This is a genomic window from Blastococcus sp. TBT05-19, assembly GCF_003319095.1.
In the GTDB taxonomy this organism is placed as follows: Bacteria; Actinomycetota; Actinomycetes; order Mycobacteriales; family Geodermatophilaceae; genus Blastococcus.
In genome coordinates this window covers 190,488-206,544 of record NZ_QOHI01000006.1, presented here as the reverse complement: position 1 = coordinate 206,544, position 16,057 = coordinate 190,488, and the positions used below count along the sequence as shown (strand labels likewise).

Sequence of the window (16,057 nt, the reverse complement as noted above, 5' to 3'; positions counted from 1 at the left end):
CTCGGGCGCGGAGCGGCCCGCGCACCCCGGCGAGATGCAGCTCACACCGCGTGCGACTGGGCTCGCGTGCACGGCGCCGGGCCGGTAGACCCTCGGGGTGCCCACTCCGGTGTCCCTCGTGCTGGTTCCCGGTCTGGGCCTGGATGAACGTTCCTCGCGCCGGTTGCGCGAATTCGTCCACGGCGTCGTGGTGCGCCTGCCCGGGATGGGGCGGGCGGAGCCGGTCCCGCCGCTCGACGGGCTCGCCGCGGCGCTGCGGGCCGGGCTCCCCGACGGGCCGGTCGTGCTGGTCGGCCACTCGCAGAGCTGCCAGGTCGTCGCCCGGGCCGCACGCGACCCCCGGGTGGCCGGCGTCGTCCTGTGCGGCCCCACGACAGATCCGCGGATGCGCCCGCTGCGGGTGCTGGCACGGCGCTGGCTCCGGACCGCCGTCGCCGAACCGTGGTGGCAGGTGCCGCTGGTGCTGGCCCAGTGGTGGCACACCGGGCCGCGGGCGATGACCGCGCTGTGGCGGACGGCCGCGCCCGAGCGGATCGAGGAGGACCTGGCCGGGCTGCCGGTGCCCGTCGTCGTCCTGCGCGGCACCCGGGACGCGCTCTGCCCGGCCGGCTGGGCGCGTCGGGTGGCGGCCGCGGCGCCGCGCGGGCAGCTCGTCGAACTGCCCGGCGCGGCGCACATGACGGTCCAGACCCATCCCGAGGCCGTCGCCGACCTGGTGCGCACCCTCCTCTGACCGCCGGCCGCGCGGGTCGACCCGCGGTGACGTGCTGGAACGGCCCCGCTGCAGGGACCCGGTGCGAGCGCAGCGAGTGCCGGGGAGCAGCGGGGTCCTTCTACTGGCCGTCGGTGCGGCCGCGCACCTCCGCGTAGCGCTCGCGCACGTGCGTGGCCGGCGCCGCGTCGAACTCCTGCAGGCCCGGCTGGGCCCACTCCGGTGCCGCGTCCGCCCCGGACAGCACCCACGCGGCCTGCCGCGCGGCGCCGTCGGCCACGTACTCGCCCGGCGGGGGGACCAGCACCGGCCGGCCGAAGATGCCCGGGGCCAGCTGCTGGACGGCGGGGGAGCGGGCGGCGCCGCCGATCAGCAGCACCCGCTCCACGGTGACCCCCTGGGCGACGACGGCCTCGATGCCGTCGGCCAGCCCGCAGAGCAGGCCCTCGATCGCGGCCCGGGCCCAGTGCGCGGGCGTGGAGGACCGCAGCGTGAGCCCGTGCACCGAGCCGGTGGCGCTCGGCAGGTTCGGCGTCCGCTCGCCCTCCAGGTAGGGCACGAGCACCAGGCCGTCGGCGCCGGAGGGGGCCTGCAGCGCCAGCTCCGAGAGCGTCGCGTGGTCCACGCCGAGCAGCGTCGCCGCCGCGTCGAGCACCCGCGCGGCGTTCATGGTGGCCACCAGCGGCAGGTGGTTGCCGGTGGCGTCGGCGAACCCGGCCACGGTGCCGGTCACGTCGGCGACGGCGGTGGGGGTCACCGCCGACACGACCCCGGAGGTGCCGATCGAGACGACGACGTCGCCCGGTCGCGCGGCCAGGCCGAGCGCCGCAGCGGCGTTGTCGCCGGTACCGGGGCCGAGCAGCGCGGTGCCGCCGGCCAGCGTCCCGACCCGCTCGGCCGGGCCGGCGACCCGCGGGACGGCGGGGAGGCGACCGCGCATCGCCCGCTCCAGCAGGTCCAGGCGGTACTCGCCGGTGCGCGCCGACCAGTAGGCGGTGCCGCTGGCGTCGCCGCGGTCGGTGGCCAGGGTGCTCACGCTCCGGTCGGCCGAGAGACGCCAGGTCAGCCAGTCGTGGGGGAGGCAGACGGCGGCGGTGCGGTCGGCGTTGGCGGGCTCGGCGTCGGCCAGCCAGCGCAGCTTCGTCGCGGTGAACGAGGCCACCGGGACCAGGCCCACGGCGTCGGCCCACGCGCGGCGCCCGGCCGCCTCGTCGCCGTCGCCGAGCTCGCGGATCAGCTCGGCTGCCGCGGGCGCCGAGCGGACGTCGTTCCACAGCAGCGCGTCGCGGACGACCTCGCTGTCGGCGTCCAGGCACACCATGCCGTGCTGCTGACCGCCGACGGACAGCGCCTCGACGTCGTCGAGCCCGCCGGCCTGGGCGGCGGCCGCCCGGAACGCGTCCTCCCACGCCGCCGGGGCCACCTCGGTGCCGGCCGGGTGGGCGGCGCGGCCGGACCGGACGAGCTCGCCGGTGTCGGCGTCGCGCACCACGACCTTGCATGCCTGGGTGGACGTGTCGACGCCCGCGACGAGGGTCATCGGGCGGAGCCGGGGAGCTGCATGGAGGTCATGGGTCCGGGACCTTAGGCGGCTGCCGTGCCGCCCGCGAGAGCGACTCGTCTTGACCACCCGCGACGGCGCCCCTAATTTGTTTGCCGATCCGACAAATATCGGACCAGGACCGGGAGGAGGTGGGCATGTCCGAGGAACCGCCGCTCTACGACGGCTCGTCCGAGCGCCGTGCCCCCGCCGACCAGGCCACGGTCCGGCGCACCAACCTCGGGCTGGTGCTGCGCCACCTGCGCGACCACGGCGCCCGCTCCCGCGCCCGAATCGCCCAGGAGACCGGGCTGAACAAGGCCACGGTGTCCAGCCTGGTGGCCGAGCTCGCCGAGCGGCGGCTGGTCAGCGCCGGCGAGGTCGACCGGGCGGGCTCGGTGGGGCGCCCGGGCCTGATCGTGCACCTCGACGGCCGGTGCGTCTGCGGGATCGGGGTGGAGCTCAACGTCGACTACGTCGCCGTCCTCGTGCTCGACCTGCGCGGCGAGGTCCTCTTCGAACGCCGGCACGCCCTCGACATCCCCGCGCTCGGCGCCGAGGAGACCCTCGACGCGGTGGCCGCCGCGGTCACCGAGGCGGTCGCCGCGGCCGCGGAGGCCGGCGCACGCCCGGCCGGGGTGACCGTCGCGGTCGCCGGCCTGGTGCGCAGCGTCGACGGCGTCGTCACCCTGGCGCCCAACATCGGCTGGCGCGACGTCGCGGTGCTCGACGGGCTGCGCTCCCGGCTCGACGCCGACTTCCCGATCCGGGTCGAGAACGACGCCAACCTCTCGGCCATCGCCGAGTGGGCCATGGGCGCCGAGGCGCGCACACCCGACCTCGTCTACCTGACCGGTGAGGTCGGTGTCGGCGGCGGGGTGATCGTGGCGGGCCGGCTGCTGCGGGGCGCCGGCGGGCTGTCCGGCGAGGTCGGCCACACGTCGCTGGGCGATCCCGACGTCGTCTGCGGCTGCGGCCGGCGCGGCTGCTGGGAGACCGTCGTCGGCCTGGCCGCGCTGCTGCGCGCCGCGGCCGACCCCGGCGACCCGGTGCGCGACCCCGGGCGCGACCTGGAGACCCGGCTGGCCGAGGTGGCCCGGCGGGCAGAGTTCGGCGACCAGCGCACCCTCGACGCGCTGCGCCAGGTCGGCACCTCGCTCGGCACCGGCGCGGCCGTGCTGATCAACGTCTTCAACCCCCGGGTGGTGCTGCTCGGCGGCTACTTCGCCGTCCTGGGCCGCTTCCTCATGGAGCCGCTGCTCGCCGAGCTGGAGTCCCGCGTGCTCGGCCCGGGCATGGCCGGTGCCCGCGTCGTCCTCTCCACCCTCGGCTTCACCGCCGCCGTCCGGGGCGGAGCGCACATCGCCCTGGAGTCGGTCTTCGACGACCCCACGCTCGTCCACCAGGTCGACGACGACCTGGTGCCCACGTCCGATCCGGAAAGAGAACCCGCATGAGCGACCGCTACACGCCCACCAAGGACGACAAGTTCAGCTTCGGGCTCTGGACCGTCGGCTGGCAGGGCGTCGACGTCTTCGGTGGCGCGGTGCGCCCCGCGCTGGACCCGGTCGAGTCGGTGCACCGCCTCGCCGAGCTCGGCGCGGCCGCCGTCACCTTCCACGACGACGACCTGGTGCCCGACGACGCCACCCGCGACGCCACCCTCGAGCGCTTCAAGAAGGCGCTGGCCGAGACCGGCATCGGCGTGGAGATGGCCACCACCAACCTCTTCGGCGCCCCGGTCTTCAAGGACGGCGGGTTCACCGCGAACGACCGCGCGGTCCGCCGGTACGCGATCGCCAAGGTGCTGCGCAACGTCGACCTGGCCGCCGAGCTGGGTGCGAAGACCTACGTGCTGTGGGGCGGCCGCGAAGGTGCGGAGTCCGGTGGCAGCAAGGACGTCTCGGCCGCGCTCGACCGCTACAAGGAGGGCCTCGACGTCCTCTGCTCCTACGTGCGGGAGAAGGGCTACAACATGCGCTTCGCCCTCGAGCCCAAGCCGAACGAGCCCCGTGGCGACATCCTGCTGCCGACGATCGGGCACGCCATCGCCTTCATCAACTCCCTCGAGGAGCCGACCCGTGTCGGCCTCAACCCCGAGGTCGGGCACGAGGAGATGGCCGGGCTGAACTTCGCCCAGGGCATCGCCCAGGCGCTGTGGCACGACAAGCTCTTCCACGTCGACCTCAACGGTCAGCACGGGCCGCGCTTCGACCAGGACCTGCGCTTCGGCGCGGGCAACCTGCGCGGCGCCTTCTGGACCGTCGACACCCTGCTGGGTGCCGGGTCGGGCAAGGCCTACGACGGCTACCTGCACTTCGACTACAAGCCGCCGCGGACCGAGGACATCGACGGCGTCTGGGAGACCGCGCGCGCCTGCATGCGCAACTACCTGATCCTCAAGGAGAAGGCTCAGGCGTTCCGCGCCGACCCCGAGGTCGCCGAGGCGCTCGAGGCCGCTCGCGTGGCCGAGCTCGCCGTCCCGACCCTGGCCGAGGGCGAGTCGCTGGACGCGCTGCGCGCCGAGGCCCACGACCCCGAGACCCTCGGTGCCCGTGGCCTGCAGTTCGAGCGGCTCGACCAGCTCGCGATGGAGCACCTGCTCGGCGTCCGCTGAGCCCTGCCGGAGCGGGTGGGGACCTCGTCCCCACCCGCTCCGGTCAGGCCCGCCGCCGGGAGGCGACGACGGCCAGGGCGGTGAGGACGACGACCGCGCCGGCCTCGATCCAGAACGTCTCCCACCACAGCGGTGCCGCGGTCGTCTCCACGAACCCGAACAGCCCCACGGTGGTCGAGAGCACGAGCGCGGCCAGGCTGCCGGCGGCGGTCAGCGCGCCGGCGACGGCGACCCACCGCAGCAGGCCCCGGACGGGGACGAGCAGGAGCGCCGCGAGCACGAAGCCGGCGACGGCGTTGGCGAGGAACCCGGGCCCGATGACCTCGATGGACCGGTACCCGACCCGCCACAGGTCGACGTGGATCCACGCCATCGCGCCCAGCAGCAGCGCGCCGACCACGCGCAGCGGCCACACGAGGGTCATCAGCTGACCTGGACGGTGATCTCCATGCCCATCGAGCGGTGCGCGCCGATGGAGCAGTAGAAGACGTACTCGCCGGGCTCCAGGTCGACGGTCACGGTGGCCGACTCGCCGGGCCCGATCGTGTCGGACGCCGCGACGTCCTCGCCGTCCCGCTCGACGACCAGGTCGTGGGTCGCCCCGCCGTCGTTGACGACCTCGATCTCGTAGCTGCCGGCGGTCAGCTCCTGCGACTCCAGGGCGATGCTGAAGTCGTCCTCGGTCGCGGTGATGGTCTGGACCCCGCTCTCCGGGCCGTCCGACGCCGACGACGAGGGCGCCGCCGAGGACGACGAGGACGTCGACCCCTCGGACGACGGCTGGGCGGCGTCGTCCATGCCGCCGCTGCAGGCGGAGAGCGCCGCGAGCGCGCCGGTCAGCAGTGCGGCTGCGGCGATGCGGCGGGGACGACCGACGTTCCGGTGGGAGGTGCGGGACATGGAGCACTCCTCGGGTAGGCGGGCCCGCCCGCCAGGGTGCACGCGGGCCCCGCGCATCCCGGGTGACCGGTCCGGCTCCCGGGGACGTCAGGTGTTCGCACGCCGGGGCCGGGTCGGATGGGTGACCCCGCCGCACCACTCGACGACGGCGGCGAGGAGCTCCGAGTCGAGGGGGCGGCGCAGCTCCTCCTTGTAGGCGCTCAGGGACGCCGCGCCCGGCTGGCGGCGGAGGGTGTGGGTGAGGTCGGGGACCACCCGGGTGTCCGCCGGCCCTAAGACGCAGGAGGCGATGGCGTCCACGTCCTCCGGCGGGACCTGCAGGTCCTTGCCGCCGGTGATCGCCAGCACCGGGTCCGTGATCCGGCGCAGGTCCTCGCGCGGGTCGTGCGCCATGAACTCCCTCGTCCAGCGGGCGTTGATGCGGGCGCCGCCGATGCGGGCGACGTCGGTGGTCGTCCTCCGGATCCGGTCGTGGTTGGCGGCCACCTTCCGCTCCAGGTCCACGCGCAGCAGGCGCAGCAGCCCGCGCACGGGGGCCGGGAGCGTGGGCGCGATCTGCCGAGCCTGCCAGCGGAGCAGCTCCTCGCCCGGCGTCGCGCTCATCGCGAGCAGCACCACCCCTGCCACGGGGGCGCCCCGGGCGGCGAGCGCCGCGGCCAGGATCGCGCCCTCGCTGTGCCCGGCCAGCGCGATGCGCCCGGCGTCGATCTCGGGCCTGGCGCGGAGCGTCCCCAGCGCGCGGCCGAGGTCGTCGGTGCCGTCGTGCAGACCGGCGGCGCGCCAGTCGCCCGGGCTCCCGCCGACCCCGCGCTTGTCGTAGCGCAGCGACGCGATGCCGCCGCCGGCGAGGGCGTGCGCGAGCTGCCGGGCGACGTCGAACCGGGCACGCCGGTGGTTGCTGTCGCGGTCGAGCGGGCCGGACCCCGATGCGAGCAGCACCGCCGGCACCGGCAGCGGGGTGTCGGGGAGGCACAGCGTGCCGGCGAGCGGGTGCGGGCCGGGCACCTGGAGCGGGACCTCGCGCACGTCAGCGGGTGAGCTCGGCGGCGAGGCGGTCGGCGTCGTCGGTGCCGACGAGGAGCGTGTCGTAGCGCTCACCGGTCAGCCGCACCCGGAGGGCCGGCTGCCCCCTGCGCACGGAGACGAAGGTGCGCTCGCCGGGCCGCCGCCAGGTGCCGACCTTGCGTCGCCCCGGCAGCGCGAGCCCGGGGGCGCGCAGGCCGCGGGCGGCCGGTAGCGGGTCGGTCACCACGTCGACCGCTGCGACCGAGTCGCGGGCGACCTCGAGGTCGCCCAGGAGGCCCGCGATCTTCTCCCCGCGGGTGAGGTGGACGGCGAGGGAGCGGGGGGTCAGTTGCACGGTGGCCATGGCACCAATATTCTCATCTGTGAGAACGTTGTCAAGGATGAGAATGGTGAGCGCGTGAGCACGGTCGATCTGCTCCTGCACCCGGTCCGCCTCCGGGTGGTGCAGGCGTTCCTCGGCGACCGCGCGCTGACCACCGGGCAGCTGCGCGCCGAGCTCCCCGACGTCCCGGCGGCGACGCTGTACCGCCACGTGGGGGTGCTGGCCGACGCCGGCGTCCTCGTCGTCGCCGGCGAGCGGAAGGTCCGCGGTGCGGCCGAGCGCAGCTACCGGCTGGTGGTCGAGGCCGCGGGCGTCTCGGCCGAGGACCTGGCCGCCATGACGACCGAGGACCACCGCCGGGCGTTCACGACGTTCGTCGCCGCGTTGCTGGCCGACTTCGACCGGTACCTGGACCGGGGCGAGCCCGACCTGGCGCGTGACGGGGTGGGCTACCGGCAGATCGGCCTGTGGTTGGACGACGCCGAGTTCGCCGATCTGGTGCGCGACCTCCGCGCCGTGCTGCTGGCGCGGGCGGACCACCGGCCCGTCGAGGGCCGGCGGCGCCGCCTGGTGACCACGGTGCACCTGCCGGGGGAGGAGCCCCCCGTCGGGCTCAGCTGAACCGGTCGCGGGCCTTCGCGGCCTTCTTGTTCGCCTTGGCCAGCACCTTCGCGGCCTTGCGCACCCGGCGGGGCTCGCGGTCGACGGTGCCGCGCACCAGCAGACCGATGCCGATGCCCAGCAGCCAGCTGTCCTTGGCGATGGCCAGGCCCTGCTCGGTGGGAGCCAGGCTGCCTTCCTTCCGCATGCCCGGCGTCTTCAGGTACAGGCCCAGCAGGCCGCCGGAGAAGGCGGTCAGCGCGGCGCCGGCGACGGCGGTCGGGACGACGGGGGTGAGCAGCGCGGCGCCGATGGCGATCTCCGCGGTGGCCAGGCCCTTCGCGAACTGCTGCGGCGGCACGCTGGCCAGGAACGGGTAGGTCCCGGTGGCGAAGCCGTGCATGCCGGCCGCCGCCTCCTCGTCCGCGCCACGCTTGCCGAGGCCGCTGTTGAGGATGAAGGCGCCGGCCGAGATCCGGGGCGCGATCTCGGACAGGGTGATGGGCAGGCCCATGAGTACCTCGCTCGTGTCGTTCGTCCAGTGCTCAACCAGGACGGTCCTCCGCTCAGTGCCCACGCGCCGGGCGCCCAACCGCGTCCCCCGTGCAGGTGGGAGGTCGACGGCAGTCGCCGCTCGGTGGTCGCGCGGCGTGCCACTATGACCGCGTGGCGCACACCTCTGCCTCGGCCGGCGCGCTGCTCCGGCACGTGCGGACCGGTCGCGCCCGCAGCCGGGCCGACCTGGTGGCGCTCACCGGGGCCTCCCGGAACACGGTCAGCGCCAAGGTCGACCAGCTGATCGCGGCCAGGCTCCTGGAGGAGGGTGGGCGCGGCTGGAGCACCGGCGGCCGGCCGCCGACGATCCTGCAGTTCAACAGCGGGGCCGGGTGCGTGCTCGCCGTCGACCTCGGCGTCACCAGCGTCGACGTCGCCGTCACCGACCTCTCCGCCCGCATCCTCGCCACGGTCGGGCACCCGATCGACATCGCCGACGGGCCCGGTCCCGTCCTGACCGAGGTGGACCGGCTGGCCCAGGAGGTGCTCGCCGAGGCGGGGCTCACGCCGGGCGACGTCTGCGCGGTGGGGGTCGGCGTGCCCGGGCCGGTGGAGTTCTCGACCGGCCGGCCCTCGCACCCGCCGATCATGCCGGGCTGGCACGACCACCCGATCCCGAGCGCGTTCGCCCGGTACGAGTGCCCGGTCTACGTGGACAACGACGTGAACGTGATGGCGCTGGGCGAGATCGGCGTCGAGGGATCGGTCCAGGACCTGCTCGTGGTCAAGGTTGGCACCGGCATCGGCTGCGGCGTGATCGTCGAGGGGCGCGTCTACCGCGGTGCCCAGGGCAGCGCCGGCGACATCGGGCACATCTCCGTGCACCCGCCGGACGGGCGCACGGTCGTCTGCCGCTGCGGCAACGAGAACTGCCTCGAGGCGATCGCCGGCGGGGGAGCCCTGCTCCGCGACGCCGTCGCCGCGGGCCTTGACGTCGCGACCACCCGGGAGGTCGTCGAGCTCGCCGTCCAGGGGGACGGCTCCGCGCTGGAGCTTGTGCGGGACGCCGGCCGGACCATCGGCACGGTGCTCGCCGCGCTGGTCAACTTCTTCAACCCGCACCGCATCGTCATGACCGGGGGTGTCGCCCAGGCCGGCGCCCCGCTGCTCGCGGGCATCCGGGAGGCCGTCTACGGCCGGTCGATGCCGCTGGCCGCCCGGGCCCTGGAGATCACCGTCAGCGATGCGCCCGAGCGCTCGGGCCGGGTCGGCGCCGCCCTCATGGCGATCGAGGAGTTCCTCGACGAGGACTCCGTCCAGTCCCTCGCCAGGTAGGCAGGGCAGCCCGGCGTCAGCCCGTTCAGTCGTCCCGAGTGGGCCCGGAGGGTCCGCGCAGGGACGACGAAGCGGCTCCGCGCAGGCCGGGACGGCACTTGATCGCGGTGCGGTCCGGAGGACCGCGATGTCACGACGGTGCGGTCCGGAGGACCGCGATGTCACGACGGTGCGGTCCGGAGGACCGCGATGTCATGGCGGGGACATGCGGTTCGTCTCGGTTCGGTAACTCCGCGCCAGAGCCTTGACCCCCTGTGACCCAGCACATATGTTCTCGCCTCAGCAGACTAATGATCAGAACTGAGCAAAAGTCCGGGTGGTGGCGTGAACGAGGAACCGCGGTCGACGGGTCCGCTGCTGGAGATGCGCGGGATCGTCAAGACGTTCCCCGGCGTGCGTGCGCTCGGCGGTGTGGACCTCGACGTCCGTGCCGGTGAGGTGCACTGCCTGCTGGGCCAGAACGGCGCGGGCAAGTCGACCCTGATCAAGGTGCTCGCCGGTGCCCACCAGCCCGACGAGGGCACGATCACCTGGGCCGGTGAGCAGGTCGCGCTGACCGATCCGCAGGCCGCGCTGCGCCTGGGCATCGCCACGATCTACCAGGAGCTGGACCTGGTGCCGGGGCTGACGGTCGCGGACAACATCTTCCTGGGCCGGGAGACGTCGCGGTTCGGGATCACCCGGCCGGCGGCCGCGAACCGGGTCGCGGCGGAGCTCCTGACCCGCCTCGGCCACCCCGAGATCCGGCCGGCGACCGAGGTCGGCGCCCTGTCGGCCGCGCAGCAGCAGATGATCAGCATGGCGCGGGCGCTGTCCCAGGACGCGAAGCTGATCATCATGGACGAGCCCTCGGCCGTCCTGGACAACGAAGAGGTCGAGCGGCTCTTCGGCGTGATCCGCGAGCTCGCCGCGCAGGACGTCGCCGTCGTCTACATCTCCCACCGGCTGGAGGAGATCCGCGAGGTCGGCGACCGGATCACCGTCCTCAAGGACGGGCGCACCGTGGCCACCGGGCTCCCGGCCCGCGAGACCCCCACCCGTGAGGTCATCACGCTGATGACCGGCCGCACGATCGAGTACGTCTTCCCCGAGCGGCGCGCCGCCGTCGACCGCGGGGCGGCCCCGCTGCTCGAGGTGCAGGACCTGGGGCTGCGCGGCTCCTTCGAGGGCGTCGACCTCACCCTCCGACCGGGCGAGATCGTCGGGCTGGCCGGGCTCGTGGGCTCCGGGCGCTCGGAGATCCTCGAGACGATCTACGGGGCCCGTCGCCCCACCAGCGGCAGCGTCCGGCTGGGTGGGAAGCAGCTGCGCCCCGGCGACGTCGGTGCGGCGGTGGCCGCCGGCATCGGGCTCGCGCCCGAGGAGCGCAAGAGCCAGGCGCTGCTCCTCGACGACTCCGTCTACCGGAACATCACCGTCTCGAGCTTGAACCGCTTCGCCCGGATCGGGCTGCTCTCCGGCCGGGCCGAGCGCACCGCTGCCCGCGAGCAGGTGCAGGCCCTCGACGTCCGGCCCTCCGACGAGACCCGCATCGCCCGCACCCTGTCCGGCGGCAACCAGCAGAAGGTCGTGCTGGCCCGCTGGCTGCTGCGCGACTGCCGCGTGCTGCTCCTGGACGAGCCCACGCGAGGCGTCGACGTCGGCGCCCGCTCGGAGATCTACACGCTGGTCCGCGACCTCGCCGACCAGGGGGTGGCCGTCCTGGTGGTCTCCAGCGAGATCCCCGAGGTCCTGGGGCTGGCCGACCGCGTCCTCGTCATCGCCGACGGCGCCGTCGTCGCCGAGGCGCCGGCGGACGCGCTCGACGAGCACCGCGTGCTCGACCTGGTCATGGAAGGCACGGCGCACACCGGCACCGCACCGCACGAAGGGGAAGTGGCATGAGCGAGACGGCGACCGCGACGAAGCGGGAGAGCGGGGCCGCAGCGGCGCCGGGTGGAGGTGGCCCCGGCTTCATGGCCGGGCCCGTCGGGCGCAACCTGGGCCTGGTCATCGCCCTGGCGATCCTGTGCGCCGTGGGCGTGGCGACCGCCGGTGACCGGTTCGCCGACGTCAACAACCTGCTCACCATCCTCCGGCTGGCCTCGGTCATCGGCGTCGTCAGCATCGGGATGACGTTCGTGATCATCGGCGGCGGCATCGACCTGTCGGTCGGCGCGCTGGTGGCGCTGTCCTCGGTGTGGGCCACCACCCTCGCCACCCAGGCGCTGGCCGAGGACGTCCACTGGATCGTCATGGTGCTCACCGCGATCCTGGTCGGCGCCGGCGCGGGGCTGGTCAACGGCGTCGTCATCGCCTACGGGAAGCTGGTCGCCTTCATCGCGACCCTGGCCATGCTCGTCTCCGCCCGCGGACTGGCCGAGATCATCGCCAACCGGCGCACCCAGATCGTCCAGGACCGCGACTTCCTCTCCTTCTTCTCCGGCGACGTCCTCGGCATCCCGACCCTGGTCATCATCTGGGCGCTGGTGTCGGCCGCGGGCTGGGTCCTGCTCAACCGCACGACCTTCGGCCGCCGCACCTTCGCCGTCGGCGGGAACGCCGAGGCCGCCCGCCTGGCCGGCATCCGCGTGCAGCGGCACACCGTCCTGCTGTACGTGCTCTCCGGCGTCTGCTGCGGCATCGCCGGCGTGATGATCATGGCGCGCACGACGACCGGCAGCTCGACGCACGGCACGCTCTACGAGCTCCTCGCCATCGCCGGGGTCGTCATCGGCGGCACCCTGCTGATCGGCGGGCGCGGCACGATCGTCGGCACCGTCCTCGGCACGCTGCTGCTCACGACGCTCGGCAACGTGTTCACGCTGAACAACCTCACGAGCAGCGCCCAGGCCGTGGCCCAGGGCGTGATCATCGTGCTCGCCGTCCTCCTGCAGATGCGCCTGGCCGGCGGCCAGGGCCGCAGCCGGAAGGCGAGGACCCCCGGCGGACCGGGAGGCGTCGCCAGCGGCGCCTCCGGCGTGCCCGGTTCACCCGCCGGCGCCCTCCCGGGCGGCGCGAGCGAGCCCACGACCTGACCCGCTCCCGGGTCAGCACCACCCGGCGGGCCGCCCGGCCCCCGGTCGCACCACCGCACAGCAGCACCGACCACCTGGCGACGGCGCCAGGCAGGCAGAGCGAGGAGAGACCCATGTCTGCAACGAGGCAGCGCGGCTACCGCCGCGTGACCACCACCGCGGTCGCGTTCATCGGCGCCGGCGCGCTTCTCGCCGGCTGCACCGGGAACACGCCGGAGAGCTCGGGTGGCGGCGGCGGCAACAACGCCGCCAGCGACAACGACGAGCAGGGCGACACCGTCGTCATCGGCTTCTCGGCCCCGGCCGCCGACCACGGCTGGATGGCTGGCATCACCGAGGCCGCGCGTGCGGTCGACGAGGAGTACGAGGACATCGAGCTCCGCGTCGCCGAGGGCACCAACGACGTCAGCACCCAGATCAGCCAGGTCGAGACCTTCATCAACGACGGCGTGGACGCCATCGTGCTGCTGCCCTTCGACGGCGCCGCCATGACGCCGGTCGCGCTGCAGGCGATGGAGGCCGGCATCCCGGTCATCAACGTCGACCGCGAGTTCGACAGCCCGTTCGCCGCCCGCGCCACCATCCTGGGCGACAACTACGGGATGGGCGTCTCGGCCGGCACCTACGTCTGCGAGCAGCTGGGCGACCAGCCCGACGCCGTCGTCGCCGAGATCGCCGGCATCGACTCGCTGCCGCTGACCCAGGACCGCAGCCAGGGCTTCGCCGACGCGCTGTCGGACTGCGGGCTCGAGGTCAGCAACCGCGTCGCCGCCGACTTCACGGTCGAGGGCGGCGAGGAGGCGGCGGCCAACCTGCTCCAGGCCGCCCCGCAGATCGACGCCATCTGGAACCACGACGACGACCAGGGCGTCGGCGTCCTGGCCGCCATCGAGAACGCCGGCCGCGACGAGTTCTTCATGGTCGGTGGCGCGGGCTCGGCCAACGCCATGCGGGCCATCCAGGAGGGCGACTCGGTCCTGCAGGCGACCGTCATCTACCCGCACACCCAGGCGGCCGACGGCGTCCGGCTCGCCCGGCTCGTCGCGCAGAGCAAGAGCGTGGCCGACCTGAACTCGCAGGGTGTGCCGCGCACGATCGTGCTCAACGCCCCGGTGGTCACCTCCGAGAACGTCGAGGACTTCATCGACGCCGCGTTCGAGTCCTGATCGATCGGCCCGGGGACGCCGGGTGCGCACGTCGCACCCGGCGTCCCCGCCCTCCCGAGGAGCCCGTATGACCTCCCCCTCGCTCGGCGTCGGCCTGATCGGCTACGCGTTCATGGGCGCAGCGCACTCGCAGGCCTGGCGCACCGCCCCCCACTTCTTCGACCTGCCGCTGCACCCGCGTCTGTCGGTCCTCGCCGGCCGTGACCCCGCCCGCGTGGCCGACGCCGCGCAGCGGCTGGGCTGGGAGGCGACCGAGACCGACTGGCGGGCGGTGATCGCGCGGGACGACGTCGACCTGGTCGACGTCTGCACCCCCGGTGACACCCACGCCGAGATCGCGATCGCCGCGCTCGAGGCCGGCAAGCACGTGCTCTGCGAGAAGCCGCTGGCCAACACGGTCGCCGAGGCCGAGGCGATGGCCGAGGCCGCCGCTCGCGCTGCGCGCAACGGCGTCCGGTCCATGGTGGGCTTCACCTACCGGCGCGTGCCGGCCATCGGGCTGGCCCGGCAGCTGGTCGCGGAGGGACGGCTCGGCACCATCCGGCACGTGCGGGCCCAGTACCTGCAGGACTGGATCGCCGACCCGGCCGCGCCGATGTCGTGGCGGCTGGACAAGCAGAAGGCCGGCTCGGGGGCGCTCGGTGACATCGGCGCGCACATCGTCGACCTGACGCAGCACATCACCGGGCAGGCGCTCACCGGCGTCAGCGCGATGCTGGAGACCTTCGTCAAGGAGCGGCCGCTGCCCGCCTCGGCCGGCTCGCTGTCCGGCGTCGGCGGGGAGGGGACCGGCACGGTCACCGTCGACGACGCGGCGGTCTTCCTGGGGCGGTTCGCCGGTGGCGCGGTCGCCACCTTCGAGGCCACCCGGTTCGCCCTCGGCCGCAAGAACGCCATCCGGATCGAGATCAACGGGTCCAGCGGCAGCCTCGCATTCGACTTCGAGGACATGAACGTCCTGCACTTCTTCGACGGCGACGAGCCCGCCGAGACCGCCGGCTTCCGGCGCATCGTCGTCACCGAGCCCGGCCACCCCTACGTCGGCAACTGGTGGCCGGCCGGGCACGGGCTGGGCTACGAGCACGGCTTCACCCACCAGGTCGTGGACCTGGTGACCGCCATCGCCAAGGGGGAGGACCCGACGCCGTCCTTCGCCGACGGGCTGCAGGTGCAGCGGGTGCTCGACGCCGTCGAGCGCAGTGCAGCGAACAACTCGTCCTTCACCGAGATCTGAGGAGCTCCCTGATGCCTCGTCCCGTCACCCTGTTCACCGGCCAGTGGGCCGACCTGCCGTTCGAGGAGGTGGCCCGGCTCGCCTCCGGGTGGGGCTACGACGGCCTGGAGATCGCCTGCTGGGGCGACCACCTCGACGTCGAGCGCGCCGCGAACGACGACTCCTACGTCGCCGAGCGGAAGGCGCTGCTGGAGAAGTACGGCCTGCAGGTCTTCGCGATCTCCAACCACCTCAACGGCCAGGCGGTCTGCGACGACCCGATCGACGAGCGGCACCGCGCGATCGTGCACCCGCGCGTCTGGGGCGACGGCGACCCCGAGGGCGTCCGCCAGCGCGCCGCGGAGGAGATGAAGCTGACCGCCCGCGCGGCGGCCAAGCTCGGCGTGAAGACGGTCGTCGGGTTCACCGGGTCCAAGATCTGGAAGACCGTGGCGATGTTCCCGCCGGTGCCCGAGTCGATGGTCGAGGACGGCTACCGCGACTTCGCCGACCGCTGGAACCCGATCCTCGACGTGTTCGACGAGGTCGGCGTGCGGTTCGCCCACGAGGTGCACCCGTCGGAGATCGCCTACGACTACTGGACGACGGTCCGCACGATGGAGGCGATCGGCCACCGCGAGGCGTTCGGCCTCAACTGGGACCCGTCGCACTTCGTCTGGCAGGACCTGGACCCGGTCTCGTTCATCTGGGACTTCAAGGACCGCATCTACCACGTGGACTGCAAGGACGCGAAGAAGCAGGTGGGCAACGGCCGCAACGGCCGGATGGGCTCGCACCTGCCCTGGGCCGACCCGCGGCGCGGCTGGGACTTCGTGTCCACCGGCCACGGCGACGTCCCGTGGGAGGCCTGCTTCCGGATGCTCAACACCATCGGCTACGACGGGCCGATCTCGGTGGAGTGGGAGGACGCCGGCATGGACCGCCTCGTCGGCGCCCCCGAGGCGCTGGAGTTCGTGCGCCGGCTGGCGTTCGACCCGCCGGCCGCCGCCTTCGACGCCGCCTTCTCCAGCGGCAACTAGGCGCGCTGATGATCAGGTCTCCTGATCATCAGGGGTCCTACCTCACGGTCGACCGTGAGGTAGGACCCCTTTTG

At 74.0% G+C, this 16,057-nt stretch carries 16 protein-coding genes; 10 read left to right on the top strand and 6 right to left on the bottom strand.

What is annotated here, in order from left to right; genetic code table 11:
• Positions 1-97: 97 nt before the first annotated feature.
• Positions 98-733: an alpha/beta fold hydrolase gene (locus DQ244_RS16580; protein ID WP_113812599.1), complete on the top strand. Its 636-nt coding sequence runs from the start codon at positions 98-100 to the stop codon at positions 731-733.
• A 100-nt stretch (positions 734-833) separates the two neighbouring features.
• Here the strand turns inward: DQ244_RS16580 and DQ244_RS16575 are convergent, their stop codons facing one another.
• Positions 834-2,252, bottom strand: coding sequence for a xylulokinase (locus DQ244_RS16575; protein ID WP_113812598.1), 1,419 nt, complete (start codon positions 2,250-2,252; stop codon positions 834-836).
• A gap of 158 nt (positions 2,253-2,410) precedes the next feature.
• Between DQ244_RS16575 and DQ244_RS16570 the strand changes: the two genes are divergently transcribed.
• Positions 2,411-3,709: an ROK family transcriptional regulator gene (locus DQ244_RS16570; protein ID WP_113812597.1), complete on the top strand. Its 1,299-nt coding sequence runs from the start codon at positions 2,411-2,413 to the stop codon at positions 3,707-3,709.
• Positions 3,706-4,869 carry a xylose isomerase gene (gene xylA, locus DQ244_RS16565; protein ID WP_113812596.1) on the top strand — a complete coding sequence of 388 codons (1,164 nt, stop codon included), beginning with the start codon at positions 3,706-3,708 and terminating at the stop codon, positions 4,867-4,869. The genes DQ244_RS16570 and xylA overlap by 4 nt, the downstream gene beginning before the upstream one ends.
• Before the next feature lie 43 nt (positions 4,870-4,912).
• On the opposite strand, the gene DQ244_RS16560 is transcribed toward xylA, so the two are convergent.
• From DQ244_RS16560 to DQ244_RS16545, 4 genes are all read right to left on the bottom strand, one after another.
• Positions 4,913-5,293: a hypothetical protein gene (locus tag DQ244_RS16560; protein WP_113812595.1), complete on the bottom strand. Its 381-nt coding sequence runs from the start codon at positions 5,291-5,293 to the stop codon at positions 4,913-4,915.
• On the bottom strand, positions 5,293-5,769 hold the full coding sequence (locus DQ244_RS16555; protein WP_158544592.1) for a plastocyanin/azurin family copper-binding protein: 477 nt from the start codon (positions 5,767-5,769) through the stop codon (positions 5,293-5,295). Before DQ244_RS16555 ends, DQ244_RS16560 begins: the two co-directional genes overlap by 1 nt.
• A gap of 87 nt (positions 5,770-5,856) precedes the next feature.
• Positions 5,857-6,795, bottom strand: coding sequence for a S9 family peptidase (locus tag DQ244_RS16550; RefSeq protein ID WP_113812593.1), 939 nt, complete (start codon positions 6,793-6,795; stop codon positions 5,857-5,859).
• 1 nt (position 6,796) lies between these two features.
• Complete coding sequence (locus DQ244_RS16545) at positions 6,797-7,138, bottom strand: hypothetical protein (protein ID WP_113812592.1); 342 nt, start codon at positions 7,136-7,138, stop codon at positions 6,797-6,799.
• A gap of 54 nt (positions 7,139-7,192) precedes the next feature.
• Between DQ244_RS16545 and DQ244_RS16540 the strand changes: the two genes are divergently transcribed.
• Positions 7,193-7,738 (top strand): helix-turn-helix domain-containing protein, encoded by a 546-nt coding sequence (locus DQ244_RS16540; RefSeq protein ID WP_113812591.1) that lies wholly within the window; start codon positions 7,193-7,195, stop codon positions 7,736-7,738.
• On the opposite strand, the gene DQ244_RS16535 is transcribed toward DQ244_RS16540, so the two are convergent.
• On the bottom strand, positions 7,731-8,231 hold the full coding sequence (locus DQ244_RS16535) for a hypothetical protein (protein WP_113812590.1): 501 nt from the start codon (positions 8,229-8,231) through the stop codon (positions 7,731-7,733). The two genes, DQ244_RS16540 and DQ244_RS16535, sit on opposite strands and share 8 nt — an antisense overlap.
• A 152-nt stretch (positions 8,232-8,383) precedes the next feature.
• Here DQ244_RS16535 and DQ244_RS16530 point away from each other — a divergent pair, with 152 nt between their 5' ends.
• From DQ244_RS16530 to DQ244_RS16505, 6 genes are all read left to right on the top strand, one after another.
• Positions 8,384-9,547 (top strand): ROK family protein, encoded by a 1,164-nt coding sequence (locus DQ244_RS16530; protein WP_113812589.1) that lies wholly within the window; start codon positions 8,384-8,386, stop codon positions 9,545-9,547.
• A 324-nt stretch (positions 9,548-9,871) separates the two neighbouring features.
• Complete coding sequence (locus DQ244_RS16525) at positions 9,872-11,431, top strand: sugar ABC transporter ATP-binding protein (protein ID WP_233491663.1); 1,560 nt, start codon at positions 9,872-9,874, stop codon at positions 11,429-11,431.
• The gene (locus DQ244_RS16520; RefSeq protein WP_113812588.1) at positions 11,428-12,564 is read left to right on the top strand and encodes an ABC transporter permease; all 1,137 of its coding nucleotides are present in this window, start codon (positions 11,428-11,430) and stop codon (positions 12,562-12,564) included. The genes DQ244_RS16525 and DQ244_RS16520 overlap by 4 nt, the downstream gene beginning before the upstream one ends.
• Before the next feature lie 113 nt (positions 12,565-12,677).
• The gene (locus DQ244_RS16515; protein WP_113812587.1) at positions 12,678-13,730 is read left to right on the top strand and encodes a substrate-binding domain-containing protein; all 1,053 of its coding nucleotides are present in this window, start codon (positions 12,678-12,680) and stop codon (positions 13,728-13,730) included.
• Positions 13,731-13,797: 67 nt separating this feature from the next.
• A complete protein-coding gene (locus tag DQ244_RS16510) occupies positions 13,798-14,964 on the top strand; it encodes a Gfo/Idh/MocA family protein (RefSeq protein ID WP_113812586.1) in 1,167 nt (388 codons plus the stop codon).
• An 11-nt stretch (positions 14,965-14,975) separates the two neighbouring features.
• Complete coding sequence (locus tag DQ244_RS16505; protein ID WP_113812585.1) at positions 14,976-15,983, top strand: sugar phosphate isomerase/epimerase; 1,008 nt, start codon at positions 14,976-14,978, stop codon at positions 15,981-15,983.
• The last annotated feature ends 74 nt before the right edge of the window (positions 15,984-16,057 follow it).